Annotated in this window: 17 protein-coding genes and 2 pseudogenes; 4 read left to right on the top strand and 15 right to left on the bottom strand. The window is 33.3% G+C overall.

The features are described 5' to 3' along the window. Positions 1-26: 26 nt before the first annotated feature. From CW734_RS19320 to CW734_RS19835, 3 genes and pseudogenes are all read left to right on the top strand, one after another. Positions 27-623 carry a transposase gene (locus tag CW734_RS19320; protein WP_101189035.1) on the top strand — a complete coding sequence of 199 codons (597 nt, stop codon included), beginning with the start codon at positions 27-29 and terminating at the stop codon, positions 621-623. A 592-nt stretch (positions 624-1,215) separates the two neighbouring features. Continuing rightward, positions 1,216-1,833 carry a recombinase family protein gene (locus CW734_RS00550; RefSeq protein WP_101189034.1) on the top strand — a complete coding sequence of 206 codons (618 nt, stop codon included), beginning with the start codon at positions 1,216-1,218 and terminating at the stop codon, positions 1,831-1,833. Positions 1,834-2,109: 276 nt separating this feature from the next. Beyond that, positions 2,110-2,238, top strand: a pseudogene (locus CW734_RS19835) (Abi family protein); the annotation flags it as partial. A gap of 873 nt (positions 2,239-3,111) precedes the next feature. Here the strand turns inward: CW734_RS19835 and CW734_RS00535 are convergent. The 12 genes and pseudogenes from CW734_RS00535 to CW734_RS19805 form a co-directional block, all read right to left on the bottom strand. Continuing rightward, positions 3,112-3,543, bottom strand: coding sequence for a restriction endonuclease subunit S (locus CW734_RS00535; protein WP_232786990.1), 432 nt, complete (start codon positions 3,541-3,543; stop codon positions 3,112-3,114). 182 nt (positions 3,544-3,725) lie between these two features. Then, entirely contained in the window at positions 3,726-3,836 is a 111-nt protein-coding gene (locus CW734_RS19830) for a restriction endonuclease subunit S (protein WP_442956940.1), read from the bottom strand. A gap of 726 nt (positions 3,837-4,562) precedes the next feature. Next, positions 4,563-4,682 (bottom strand): N-6 DNA methylase, encoded by a 120-nt coding sequence (locus tag CW734_RS19825; RefSeq protein WP_157824100.1) that lies wholly within the window; start codon positions 4,680-4,682, stop codon positions 4,563-4,565. A 77-nt stretch (positions 4,683-4,759) separates the two neighbouring features. Further along, positions 4,760-4,978 (bottom strand): N-6 DNA methylase, encoded by a 219-nt coding sequence (locus CW734_RS19820; protein ID WP_157824103.1) that lies wholly within the window; start codon positions 4,976-4,978, stop codon positions 4,760-4,762. Positions 4,979-5,030: 52 nt separating this feature from the next. Further along, complete coding sequence (locus tag CW734_RS19315) at positions 5,031-5,273, bottom strand: N-6 DNA methylase (protein WP_101189030.1); 243 nt, start codon at positions 5,271-5,273, stop codon at positions 5,031-5,033. A gap of 265 nt (positions 5,274-5,538) precedes the next feature. Then, positions 5,539-5,751, bottom strand: a complete 213-nt coding sequence (locus CW734_RS00515; RefSeq protein WP_101189029.1) for a hypothetical protein — start codon at positions 5,749-5,751, stop codon at positions 5,539-5,541. A 393-nt stretch (positions 5,752-6,144) separates the two neighbouring features. Continuing rightward, positions 6,145-6,333 carry a hypothetical protein gene (locus tag CW734_RS18145; protein WP_157824099.1) on the bottom strand — a complete coding sequence of 63 codons (189 nt, stop codon included), beginning with the start codon at positions 6,331-6,333 and terminating at the stop codon, positions 6,145-6,147. Continuing rightward, complete coding sequence (locus CW734_RS00510; RefSeq protein WP_101189028.1) at positions 6,323-6,556, bottom strand: hypothetical protein; 234 nt, start codon at positions 6,554-6,556, stop codon at positions 6,323-6,325. Before CW734_RS00510 ends, CW734_RS18145 begins: the two co-directional genes overlap by 11 nt. A gap of 438 nt (positions 6,557-6,994) precedes the next feature. Continuing rightward, a complete protein-coding gene (locus CW734_RS18140; protein ID WP_157824098.1) occupies positions 6,995-7,216 on the bottom strand; it encodes a hypothetical protein in 222 nt (73 codons plus the stop codon). A 402-nt stretch (positions 7,217-7,618) separates the two neighbouring features. Then, positions 7,619-7,840, bottom strand: a pseudogene (locus tag CW734_RS19815) (hypothetical protein); the annotation flags it as partial. Positions 7,841-8,084: 244 nt separating this feature from the next. After that, positions 8,085-8,234, bottom strand: coding sequence for a hypothetical protein (locus tag CW734_RS19810; protein ID WP_442956939.1), 150 nt, complete (start codon positions 8,232-8,234; stop codon positions 8,085-8,087). 458 nt (positions 8,235-8,692) lie between these two features. Beyond that, complete coding sequence (locus CW734_RS19805; RefSeq protein ID WP_442956938.1) at positions 8,693-8,836, bottom strand: type I restriction endonuclease; 144 nt, start codon at positions 8,834-8,836, stop codon at positions 8,693-8,695. Between the two features lie 1,124 nt (positions 8,837-9,960). Here CW734_RS19805 and CW734_RS00495 point away from each other — a divergent pair. After that, positions 9,961-10,281, top strand: coding sequence for a hypothetical protein (locus CW734_RS00495; RefSeq protein WP_101189026.1), 321 nt, complete (start codon positions 9,961-9,963; stop codon positions 10,279-10,281). A gap of 628 nt (positions 10,282-10,909) precedes the next feature. Here the strand turns inward: CW734_RS00495 and CW734_RS00485 are convergent. From CW734_RS00485 to CW734_RS00475, 3 genes are all read right to left on the bottom strand, one after another. After that, positions 10,910-11,188: an AbrB/MazE/SpoVT family DNA-binding domain-containing protein gene (locus CW734_RS00485; RefSeq protein WP_180956239.1), complete on the bottom strand. Its 279-nt coding sequence runs from the start codon at positions 11,186-11,188 to the stop codon at positions 10,910-10,912. Positions 11,189-11,433: 245 nt separating this feature from the next. Further along, a complete protein-coding gene (locus CW734_RS00480) occupies positions 11,434-12,417 on the bottom strand; it encodes a helix-turn-helix domain-containing protein (RefSeq protein WP_101189023.1) in 984 nt (327 codons plus the stop codon). Then, positions 12,414-12,827: a hypothetical protein gene (locus tag CW734_RS00475; protein WP_101189022.1), complete on the bottom strand. Its 414-nt coding sequence runs from the start codon at positions 12,825-12,827 to the stop codon at positions 12,414-12,416. The genes CW734_RS00480 and CW734_RS00475 overlap by 4 nt, the downstream gene beginning before the upstream one ends. Between the last annotated feature and the right edge of the window lie 317 nt (positions 12,828-13,144).

Genomic DNA, 13,144 nt, shown 5'->3' with positions numbered 1-13,144 from the left:
ATAAAACCGTATCTCGATATGTGAGTATGGAAAGGCCGCCTCAGATACAACGGAATCGAACCCATAGCGCCGATCCGTATTATTCGCTTATTGTTTCTTTAGTAAAGCAAGATGTTTCACGAAAACGTATTTTTGAAGTACTACAGAAAAAGGGCTACCAAAAATCATTTTCGAGATTGAAAGACTACCTCCATAAGTTACAGAAACACCAAGGTAACAACGAACAAAGTCAGAAAATCCATAAGGTGCCAAGGCAGAAGCTCCACAGTTACTTGTGGTCAAAGCTGCCCGAAGGGCAGGAGAAGCATGCAATCGACTTGCTTCTAAAAAAAGAATGTGGAGCTAAGAGAATTACAGCTACTCCTCGACCAGTTTCAGCAGATTATGCGCATCCAAAGAGAATCGGATGCGTTGGCAGCCTGGATCGAACGCACAAAAAAACTGGAATCAAGGAGCTGAACCAGTTTGAACATTATTTGCGGTCGGATTGGCAGGCAGTTCAGAATGCCATAGTTTATCAATGGAGTAATGGGTTGATCGAAGGCCCTGTAAATCGAATCAAAGTAATCAAACGACAGATGTATGGCCGAGCTAATTTTGATCTACTTCGTCTAAAAGTTTGATATCACACTCACTAATATTCTTTTAAAAAAACGAATTAAACTCTCCAAAGGCGCCTACGACAAACTTCACCAAAATTGCGGAAGAACCATTTTATCACCTGCAGTGACACGGTTGTCTGATTACAGTGAGCAACCAGTAAAATTGCAAATAAATTAAAGCCTATTTATAAATGTCTTCTTTGAGTTTAATTAAATACCAAATATTCAGTTTAAAAAAATGTTAGAATATTTGATGACATTAAAGGAAAAATATTGAAAGATCAGCACTAAGTATGCTGTGTGAATATAATTAGTATTCTTAACATTTGAAAGGAGCTATACACTAGATTATCTGAACAGAACCCCCAATATCAAATACATTTTAAGTGTCTACCGTTTGGAATTCAGTTCAGATGCTTAGTATAAGTTGTTCTTTATTAAAAGCGTTCGTAAAAGTACACTTTTACGAACGCTTTGGAAACAGCCGAAAATGACCTGAAAAGACGTTCGTAAACGTATAAAAACACTTTACGAACGTTCGCGAATTTACATACACTTTTACGAACGGTTTTCAGGTATAATGAGAGAAAAGAATCGTTTATAGAGGTGAATTATGGAACATCGCAAATTTGGATACATACGTGTCAGCAGCAAAGATCAAAATGAAGGACGTCAATTGGAAGCCATGAAAAAAATGGGCATCAATGGACGAGATATATATTTAGACAAACAAAGTGGAAAGAACTTCGAACGAGCGAACTATCAATTATTGAAACGAGTTATTCGGAAGGGCGACATTTTGTATATCCACTCCTTGGATCGGTTCGGCCGGAACAAAGAGGAAATCCTCCAGGAATGGAATGATCTCACGAAAAACATTGAAGCCGATATTGTGGTGTTGGATATGCCGTTACTGGATACGACGCAATACAAAGACAGTATGGGAACTTTTATTGCCGACTTGGTTTTGCAGATTCTTTCTTGGATGGCAGAAGAGGAACGGGAACGCATCCGAAAACGGCAGCGTGAAGGAATCGACTTGGCGCTACAAAATGGCATTCAGTTTGGCAGGACGCCTGTTCTTGTTTCAGAAGAATTTAAAGAGGTTTATAGAAAATGGAAAGCTAGAGAACTAACTGCAGTGGAAGCCATGCAAGAAGCCGGAGTTAAAAAGACTAGCTTTTATAAATTGGTAAAAGCACTCGAAGAAGAGCCAGCAAAGCTATTATAATAGAAAGAACTTTTCAAAATACCCCCTTTTTTAATAATAATAGGATTATGCATAACGATATTCGATTGATATATACTAAATAAGAAATGTGTCCTAGGGGATTAACATTACACTGAATAGAACACTTAAAGTAAAAATACATACGAAGAATTAATGACTCATATGAAAGCAAAAGGCATTAAGTTTAATGGCATTAATGAAGAGGATGCAAAAACATTTTACAACATACTAACTACTATTATAAATTAACTTTTATAAGAGGAATTTCTCGAAAATTCAGTTGGTAAATACAACAATCTTGAATTTTCATATTTGTATGACCTATCAACAATCGATATGCGGTTGAGATATATCTTATTGCATATGTGTCTTGATATTGAACATACATTAAAAGTAAAATATTGAAGGATATTACCGACAATACACAGCTTGACGGCTATGATATTGTAGATAGATTTTCAAACATGAAAATTTAACTGCTGATGATTGCATGCCTGGAAGTGCAGCGAAAACTCACTATAATGAAAAATTATATAAACGGTATCTAAAAAGATCCTCCAATATGGGTGCTACTGGAAACTATGCAATTTGGAATTTTCGTTCGCTTTATAGAATTTTATACTTATAAGATCACTAAAATGATGATTATTTTTGAATCTTGCTAAAGTGATAAAGCATGTAAAGAATATTCATAATGCGGCTGCCCATAATCAAGCTATTTTAATGGATATTGCTGAAAATAGAGCTGACAGAGCTACAAAAGTAATTTCTGATTATGTATTAGAAATTTCTTCAATCTCAAGTACTATGAGAAATCATAAACTGAAAACCGTAAAATTCATGATCTGGTAGCAGTTTTATATTTTATGAAAATTACATCATTAGTGAAGGTATCAAAAGAATCAAATCAAGATTTACTTGAACTTATGGAAAGAATAAAAGAAATAAAGATTTTATCAACAAAACCTGGGTTTAGTAAGTGCATATACATTTTTCAGCAAAATTGTTGACCAACTGAACTGAAGTATTGTATATTAATGTCAAGGAAAATAAACCTTTACGGTTTGTACGGGGAAGGAGTGCCGGAATTTATAGGTACACTTTGTTCGGGTTTAATTTAATACATAATAAGCGTCTACTAAGGTAGACGCTTTTTGTATTTTTAATAGCAGAAAATTGTTTAAGGTTTGCATCTAACTAGTTGATGTATTAATAAATCTTTTTTCTTTAAGCAATTTATTTTCTTTTCTGCAGATTTTATCTTCCGAAATATTGGTTTTACTTCTTTTCAAATTTCTTTAAAATTAGTTCGGAAGGTTTTATAATCTTTATCTTCGAGATACCACTAGTAGAAATTTCTTTGAATGTTGTACCACCTGCATTTCTTTCAATTATTGGCACCAACCTTTTCAATAAGAGATAAAGAAACTCGCTTGGTACTGTTTTCAAAGGAACAATTGATTTAAAACCTTGATTCGTTGAAACCTCTTCAGCGGCAATTGCAACGTAACCGATAGGAGCTCGGGAAGTAAATAGTACAGAACCAATCGGCATTATTTTGGTACTTGAACTTTTATAACCTAATTCTGTGATATCAGTTAACCCTCTAGAATATATACAGATTTGTCCAAAGACAAATCTTTTGTGTAATCCAAGGAATACCGGACTTTGTAAAGTTTTCAGGATTACTAGTCGATGGAGTGGCGCCACCTACAATTTCCCTAAATCTTTCAATTCCTAATTCCCAACCCTTTGAATTTACTTTTTACCTAATTCAGTCATTTTCCTTCATTGTCTCTGTAAGGTTTTTTAATCTAAACCCGGAAAATTGAAATCAACAAACCATTTATAGAAAAGAACATCAGCATATTCCTCAAGTTGTTTAATCAATTCTAAATTAATTCTAATTTTTCATCGAATGGACGAATTAGACTAACAATTTTATTTTGTTCACTCAAAGAAGGAAGGTGAATTTTGATTCTCTTAAATGCATCTAAAACAATTCTTTTAATGCCGTTCCAGTGACGTACCCTCGAGTTACATGATTTCGAAATTCTTCATTTAAAAAGTAGTATTTCAAAAATAAGAATTTACTTTTCAGTATCTGGACGGAAAATACCTACTGAAGACAGTAACACATAATCTGCACTATCTTTCACAACAAAACCTTTTCAAATAACTTCCATCTTTAGCGATTAATACATCTCCTATTTCAGGTTTACAACCCGATTCTGAAAAAATTTCAAATTGGTCTTTTCGATATCAAACGACAACTAGATAGGTTAATACCGTAATCTGTCATATCTTTAACAGAAGCAATAGGTTGTCCTTTTTATAACAGTTGGAGGACTGTAATGTGCTCCATCTGTTATGACCGTACAAATTTCTCCTAACGCAATTTCTTGCATTTATTTCACCTCAAATAGATTTAAAATTTCATCAATATGTTTCGATTCTTCTAAGGACTTTTTAATCTTTGTTTTAACAAAAATAGCTCCTTATCTACATCTACCCTTACTTCTTCTTCTTTTAAATCTACATATTGACCAGCTTGAATTGAATAACTATTCTCTTCTATTAAATCCCTAGACACCACTTTAGAAAAGTCTGGAATTTCAATCCGATTTTTGTTGTATCAATTATATGTGCAATTTCTGTAGGAGATAATAATGTGCGTTGTCCATCATTCAACTTTGTCTTCGTACCTAAATTGGAAGCATCTAGAAGCATCACATCTTCTTCATCTCTTTTGTTTTATCGAGGAACAAGATGCTAACTGATGTGCCTGTAGTAGCAAAGATATTTGCAGGCATATGTACAACGGCACGCAACATGTTTTCATCAATCATTTCTTTCGTATCTTCAATGGTATTCCATTTGCTGCTGAAACAAAACCAGTAGGAACTACAATAGCAGCTTTTCCTTTTCAGAAAGTGAAGACATAATATGTTGTAAAACATTTGGTAAATTGCCATACTTTCTTTCTTTTGTTCGGTACATTAGGAACGCCTGCAAAGAATCGATTGAATGGATCAGCTTTTAAGATTTCTACAATAGAACTAAAATCCATATTAAAAGGTGGATTGCTTACGATAAAATCGAACTTCTGCAATTTATCTGTCGAATAACGATGTGCAGGTTTAATTAAAGTATTCCTTCAATTACATAATTAAGAGAATGAGCTAATTTATTTAATATTAAATTAATCCGTAAAACTGAGTAGATTTTGCGAGATATCCTGAATATATTGTACAATTATTAGTTCCAATTTTATTTGCCATAGACAAAAGCAAAGTACCTGAACCTGCTGCTGGGTCATAAACGGATACATTTGTTACAGGTGTGTCATTAAATAAAATATCAGCCATTATATTTCCAGCGAAACTTGGAGTAAAGTATTCAGCATATTTTCCTGAATCCTTATTGTAATCTTTAATCAAGTATTCAAAATACTAGAAAAATAATCAAATCCCCACTGTAGATACCAGTAAATTTATGTCTGGATAAAATATTAATTGCTCTCTTGGCAAGTTCATTCTCTTTGTTTTCGTCTCGTATATATGAAGCTAATGGTTCAAACAAATTCTGTTTTTGCCTGAAATTGTTTCAATAGCGTAAACATCTTTATTCATGTCACTTATTTCTACAAGTGCTTTATCTAGTATTTGGTGGAAGTTTGGTTTATTTTGTTTTTGATATAGACTATCAATCAAGTGTTCTTCTTTCATTTTGCCGTATTAGAATCAGCAAAATCAACAAATATATCAAAGCTTTCATTTTATCATCCCGATTTTCAAAATCGTATAAAAGCTTGTCGTTTAGAAATTTATAAGTAAATAATTCGGCAATAATTTTATATTCATCACCTGTATTGCTAAGCCCAAGATCTGTACTCATGGCTTTCAAATCATCAATCATAAATTTTATTTTCCCATATATTCTTCTGGACTCATGGTGTTACCTCCCAATTCTCTTAACGATAAAACTATAACACAGTTACGTCACTTTGACCACACTTTACATCTCCACATTTAATATTATATACTAAAAAGAGGTGAGAAGAATGTCTATTTCTAATCAAAATATTAGAATACAAGTTACTATACCTAAAAATGTTAAAATCAGTTAGAAATAAAAGCCGAAAATAATAATCGTTCTATTAGCAATTACGTTGCTAGTCTTATCTTGAAAGATTTAAGCAAAGAACCTTCTCAGAAAGACTAAATTAATTACTTATTATAGTTAATTTATGTTGCCTTTAAAACAACAAAAAGTCGCTGTCTATTGAGAGCGACCTGTCCTGTTACTAAACTATATTGTTGCGCCTCCCATAAATCTTTCTTCAATAAGTTGGCCTAATATATGGTCTATTTCTTTAGGATCAAGAGCTATTTCAAATTTCTTAAAAGCGATACTGATAGGCCTTCTCAAATCTCTTTCAATCGCTTTAAGGTTTGGCTTATGCATACGTCCACCTATTTCTTCAATTTCAGTTATCAACTCTCATTATTTTAAATATCTCTATGTCATTTAATTTTCCACTATAGGAAGTGGATAATCTCTTATGAACTCTCATATAAGCTAATTCGCCTTTGTACTTACTTGTCATAACATTATCTTTTGAATTTAATATCAGTAGCTCATTTGTTAATGCTTCCATTTCCATTAATATTTCTTTTACTTCAGCAACAGTCTTAGTATGGTCTTTAAACCGTTTCAACAAATCCTGATACTTTTCACGAATTTTTATATAGTTGGTATCTTTTTGTCTGTATTTGCAGAAAATGCGTTTTGAATATTATTTACTCTATCTAATACATCGTTCTCTGTTGTAAAATCTATATCTATTGTTAAGCCTTTGAGAAACTCAATAAACAATCCTGACAAATCAAAATCAGCAACTTGATCATCTCCCGGTCAATCATACGCTCTAAGACTTTTAGATTAACTCGATTGGAAACCTCTATGTAGGCTTTGCTGATGCGTTCGATAGGAATGTCAGAAACGTCCACATGGCCTATTCTTAATTCATTATAACAATCTTTGTATTCACCTAAAAACCTTTCACTTCTCTTAAGGTTTTCTTCTAAATGTTCTATTTGACCAGTGAACTCTTCAAGGTTATCAAAACTGTAAAACAAAAGTTGATTTTCAATTAATCTTAATTTCTTTTAATTTCTTCAGTATCTACAAATATATCTTCGATTCCCAAATCTGCATCCAACTGCAAATCGGCTCTAATTTCTTCAAGATATCTTCGGTTCGTTTCATATTCTTCGGTAATATCTACGAAATCCACTACATAGCCATAATCCAACCCCTCATACGGTCTATTAACTCTAGATAGTGTTTGTAAAAGACTATGTTCCTTAATTTCTCTCATAAGATATAGACGCTTTTTAATCGTGGAGCATCAAAACCAGTTAAAGCATGTTAAAACAATAACGCCATCGTACTTACTTTCTATAGCTCCGGTATTTTTGTTCTTTGTACCTCGGAAATCTTCTTGTTCTTTTTATTATTCTCTTCATCATATAAAATTAATGCTGTTTTAATACTCCTTCGTTTGTAAACCATTCTTGGATTCTTCTTGCTTGTTCTGAGGAGGAAGAAACAATCATAAATCCGACTGAGGAATTTTTGGTGTACTTTTTAAACTGCAGAAAATCTTCAACAATGTAATTACAAAATGTTCGACAAACTCAGGTGCTTTAGAAATTACTTGCCACTTTTGCTTGGAATTTTCTTGTTTTCTTCTATTTTTAATAACTCTTTTACATTACTCCTAAATTGAGTAGAGATATTTTCTTTTTATTTTCAAAGTATATCCATCTGCAATTGATTTATTGTAATAGTATTTATGGATATAGCCATTAAATAAATCTGTAGTCTTAAACTTTTCTTTAAGAATAGGAGTTCCCGTTAAACCAATGAATAATGCGTCTGGATCGGACCCAATCAAGTTAGCTAGAAAAGTGCCACTTGGCTTGTAACCTCTATGGACTTCATCTAAAAATAGATTCGTTGGATATTTTGATCGATCTCGTTATCAACTGTAGAATCATCCGAAAACTTCTGGATATTCACTACATTCATGGTCTCCTTATAACTTCCTCCAGGAGTTCCTGAAGAAGTTATAACTGACGATTTAATGTTTCTAGTAAAGTCTTCTCTTGTATTAATATTAGCAATTGACATGCCTCGACTTGCAAATTCAACAGATGCTTGATTAAGAAGATCTAATCGATCTACTATAAAAAGAATTTTGTTACAACGTTTTTAGAATAATAGTCTCTTAGAACATTACTGGCAAAGTAAGACAATGCTGTTTTCCCTGAGCCCTGTGTATGCCATAACACCCCTCTTTTCATACCTCTCAAGATCTTCCAACATTTTAAGATAGCAAAAACTGAGGATAACGCATAATATGCTTGTCGAATCCATCTCTAGGAGAATCTAAAAACAATTCCATATTTAATCAAAAATAATTCTCTGTTTGAAAACAATGATGTAGCAAATCGATTTGCTTCGAATTGACCCTTAGGTTAGTTTGAAACTCTGGAGTGTCTTTGATTGCTAAAACGTTATTATCAGAGAGTACTGTTACTATGTCGGATTCACTTATATATTCGGAGATACCAATTTCTTTCTCTTCTCTGAAGTTATTAAAAGATGTTTTCTCTCCGTTTGGAGTAGTGTAAAGCTTCCTTGTAGTTTAACTTTTCATTGTCGTTATATGACATGTTATTTGAAAACCTAAAATTTGCATTTGATTGAAAAATGCTTGAAATCTGAAATCGCCATTCTAGCTTTCATTCTACTAAATTCTTCTGGTATCCCTCGCGGATTGTTAGGTTTTTCACTTCCAAAACCCCATAGGTATTCCATTGATTAGTATCGTAATGTCGGGTCTAAATGGAGAAACTATGCCCTTCTGATAAGAAAGTTCTGAAACTACTCTGAAATCGTTGTTTTCTGGTGTCTCGAGATCAATTAATTTGATACTGTGATACCTAGTAATTCTTTCATAAAAGCTTTACCCTTATCAATAGAGTTATCTGTTAACTCTGCTATCTTTTATTAAATTGTCTAAAATACTATCTTCATATTCTATCTTATTAATTTCTTATAGACTTTTAAAACATCAACAAAATATTATTTCTCTTATCGATATACGCCTTTTTGTTTGGTAATGATAACCTAGTCTTAAAAATGAAGAAGTACAGGTATTTTAACTCTAGAGTCTTCATTATGTATTATCTTCGACATACTATCTCCCAATTACATTAAAATTATTTCCTTATATAAACAATACAGCATATTAATTAAAAGAGCTTCCAAATTGTAGATAATTCCAAATGAGACTTGCATTAGGCACTTATCATTGCTAATGATAAGTACTCGCATTCTCAATACATCAGTTCTCATAGCTTTCTGTTACTTTTATCTATTCACCTTCAACAATCTTGAAATGACGATTTTGATTGATGTATAATGCTTTTAGAAGCAAAAGGTGTTTATTCTTTTCTGAAGGATGAATCTATAGAGGGGAGAAAAAGTGGAACATAGAATTTTAATACAGAGGTTATATTAGTAGAAATTGAAAAATAAACCTTTCGGTAGTGGGACATGGTCTGAAACGTGGAATTGGGAAATTACAATGGCTAACCATGAAGAATCATATAAAGGAAAAGCTGTAGTGGATAGTAGGAAAGTTAATCTTCCATGGAGGGAATTAAACAGCATGAACCCATTGACAGAAATGATTGAGGCTTGCAAATATTATATGGAAAATCATTAAAACAGTAAGCATCTCTTTTGATGTTTCTAATGTAGTTGTTAATTCATGGCTTACTTGCATGTTGATTTAAATAGTTACATGATAAGAAAAGTTAATGTTCAGCAAAATTGCTAAAAGAGATAAAAATTTAAGAATGGAGTGTGTCTTAATGGAAGATGGATTCAAAGAATTTCTAAAAAGAAGGAATTAGCAACCCGAAAAATCCAACCAAGTCCGATATAAAAATATTAGAACTTCTTCCCTCTTCAGCAATTACAGCTGATAATGTATTAGATGAAACTTTGATTAAAGAGTATTATAAATACCTTACAGGTGCACTACCTACCATGATGAAGACATTGAGTGATTTAGCATCGCAAAGTTTAGGAAAAGATGTTATAAAATCCTTTGAAAAAAGAATTGATGCATTAAATAAAAGATACGAAACTGAAAAGGACCCAGAATTAATAGAAAAGATTCGGGAAGAACTATCTGAAGTATATGACAGGATAGAAAAAGAATCAGACAAACAAAGAGATTGGTTAGGAAAATTGGCATTCGGCGCAATGGGTACAGTTGTGGTCTTTGGAGGAATTGCTATTAGTATCAAACATAAAGAAGCAGGTAAAAAAATTATGGAGGAAGGAATAAAAGCAATACAAAGGTAAAACATTAATGATCTACAATTAATTGGCACAATTGCTGAATAGATATTTTTAGAAAAGAGTGGCTTTGCTGCTCTTTTTTTAGTTTTCCCTTTGTTTTAAAGTTGAGATGAATGCAGATTTCATTGTGTGATTTGATGTAGAATAAGTGAAATCGAATAAATCCAGTAAGAAGTAATGCCTTAGGTTCTGACATTCCTCTACTGTTTTAACAGAATATCTATCCTTCTTGAAGTGCGGTGGCCTGACTTTTAATGAAGCCTAAATTTGTCTAGAATCTGCTGGTTATTTTGTCTGAATTAATAGAGAAAAATGAGGGAGAACTAAACTAGTTCTCCCTCAATCACTTTCTTCACGACCTGCTACCGTAAGGTATTGAAGCTAACCCAATAATTCTGGTTGTCTGACCATGAGCGCCAGCGAGCATTGATCTTTTTCTGCATACCGGATGAAAAATGCATTTGAGACGCATAATTAAATTATTGTTCTTTATAAGTTAGCAGAATGCAATCATCTTTAAACATATTTACAGCAATAATCACGATATTTAGATTAGTCTCAAGGAACTTTCTATACTCCTTTACAGATGGAGTGATTATCCCCTGCCTAAAATACTCCGTTTTATTCATTACTAAGCATCCTTCCTCTCTTTTTCTAACCGATTAAACAAGATATCTGCGCCTTGAGGGCTTAGAACCAACCCAGGTGCAAATTCTTTGTTCAATTCAGACATTTCCCCAGTGATCACGCAAGCACGAGTAGTTTGATATCTTCTCAAGTTAATGAAATCTCCATCCATAAAGATTTCAACTGGTGCGCCGATATCCATATTAGTGATTTTGCGAAGTTCTTTGGGAATAACGATTCTTCCCAGTTGATCTACTCTTCTTACGATACCTGTACTCTTCAATTTATACCATCCTTTATACATATATTAGCATTTTCATTTTTTATTCATCGCCATTCTTAATTTCTTTGCTTAAAAAATTTTGGGGGTCGATAATTTCCATGTAGGCATCAAAGCATGTCTTGCAATAATGTTCTTTCTCCCAAAAAGTATAAGATTCATTATTCTTAATGCGTCTCTTACAGACTGTGCATCGAATTAGATATAAAATCTTCGCCACAGATTTTCCTCCGTTCCTGGTTTAGTTATTATGTGCTTCTAAGCTCATTCGCTTTCTCGGCAAGTGCGTTTTCAATCCAATTTTTTAAAGATATATTATCATGTTTGGCTACCTGCTTAAATAAAAGGTAGTCTTCAGGTGTCATATGGACTTGAACACTTTTCTCGGTTCTACAAAAAACCCAACAACCATCACGCATTTCAAGTTTTCCATTAGTAATGTACTGTTGGACGAGTTCTAAAGTTTCCTGATTAGTTTGGGTCGTTCGGTACTCCGCATTTCGAATTGATGCTACAAAGTGGTCTGTATCTATATCTGCATTGAAATTTTCTACTCCACAATTGCTGTAGAGGAAGTCCAGTATCTCATAGAAAGCTTTCTTACCTGTTGGAACAACAATATCTGTAAACCCGCTCTGTGCTTCATTTTTCTTTCGATGAATACGATATAGTGGCTCAATGTCGAAAGCTCTAATGGCTTGGATATAGGGAATAAAGGAGCCATTTTCCAGTTCAAAGCCCACCCTTTCCTTTCGGTCTGTCTTTAAGCGAAGCTTCTGTTCACCAGCAATCAAAAACCGTTGATGTAGTGCAATATCAAAAGATGGAACATATAAATGATTTTTCTTAGCTCGCCTTGTTTTTTGTTGGTTTAAATAAGACAAAATCTTCTCTTCATATTCAGGAGTTATGGCAAAACGCATTCTAGATGAGTGAGGATTACTGGGAATCATAGGAACTTGTAGATTCATCGTTCTAATCGCTTCTCTTATATTAGAACTAAATACTCCGGCTTTTCTTGCTAGTTCTGAGATAGTTATGCCCATATTGTCCAATTTCTTTTTTTCCTCAGCTAGAATGTCTATATCCTCTTTTACGAATAAAGTGGTTCCTTTCAAACGATGCGGATCTTCTATACGTCTTAGAATTCTCTTTTTCTCATACGCATATATAGTCGGTACTGTGAAGCCTAAGAGGTCTGCTGCTTCTTGGGGGGTATATCCTTCTATCATGTATTGTTCACTCCGTATTTTCGTACTTTCATCGCCTGTAGCAACGTGTTGAACAAGTTATGGTCTAGAGAATTAGACAAATCGGCAAGGGATATTTCATAGTCTTGGCCAAATAAGTTGCCGGCTGCGCGAGCGATTTTACGATAGCCACTACTGAAATCAACTTCTTCGAACATATCAAATGATTTGAAACCATTCGAACCAAAATACGGACGCATTTTTTCATACAACTCGCTATCGCTAGTAGCGATAAATGCTACGGCTAAATACTCATTGCTTTTTTGTTGCGAGCTGTTCAACTGATCAATAACGAATTTAAAAAGATCTTTATGTGTGTCCGATAAAAATTCCGGAAATTTATTGAACTCCCAGTTGTTTCCGTGGTTATTATTCGAATCAAAATTAGTCACTATTATTTCCCCTTTTTTAGTCTTGAAGTCTACTTTGTCAGAACATTTAATGCTTCGTAGCGACACTGAAAAATAAACTCTACTTGTCACTTTTGTTGTTTAGTTTAAAGAAATCGGCAAAGATAAAAGTTCTTTTTCTAAATAGTAAGTTACTAGGCTGTAGGTGACTTATTAAGTTACTCACCACTTAAAGCATTCTTTTCGATAGATAAGGACTAGAACTTTTCATGAGAAAATTGAGTTTCTTCTATATAATATTGTCACCTATATAAGGTCCTTATAATCCATTAGCTTTTCTTAGATCTTGAATTAAATTT

The organism is Planococcus sp. MB-3u-03 (assembly GCF_002833405.1).
GTDB lineage: Bacteria > Bacillota > Bacilli > Bacillales_A > Planococcaceae > Planococcus.
The sequence above is the reverse complement of the archived record's forward strand: the minus strand, read 5'-3'. Positions and strand labels throughout refer to the sequence as shown.

What these genes read in the sequence shown, in the direction of transcription:
- CW734_RS19320 (WP_101189035.1), top strand. Translation starts at nt 27, where the DNA reads ATGGAAAGGCCGCCTCAGATACAACGGAATCGAACCCATAGCGCCGAT.
- CW734_RS00480 (WP_101189023.1), bottom strand. Translation starts at nt 12,417, where the DNA reads ATGATAGAAGGATATACCCCCCAAGAAGCAGCAGACCTCTTAGGCTTC.
- CW734_RS00495 (WP_101189026.1), top strand. Translation starts at nt 9,961, where the DNA reads ATGATGAAGACATTGAGTGATTTAGCATCGCAAAGTTTAGGAAAAGAT.
- CW734_RS19825 (WP_157824100.1), bottom strand. Translation starts at nt 4,682, where the DNA reads ATGATTGATGAAAACATGTTGCGTGCCGTTGTACATATGCCTGCAAAT.
- CW734_RS00550 (WP_101189034.1), top strand. Translation starts at nt 1,216, where the DNA reads ATGGAACATCGCAAATTTGGATACATACGTGTCAGCAGCAAAGATCAA.
- CW734_RS18140 (WP_157824098.1), bottom strand. Translation starts at nt 7,216, where the DNA reads ATGAGAGAAATTAAGGAACATAGTCTTTTACAAACACTATCTAGAGTT.
- CW734_RS00515 (WP_101189029.1), bottom strand. Translation starts at nt 5,751, where the DNA reads ATGATTGATGATTTGAAAGCCATGAGTACAGATCTTGGGCTTAGCAAT.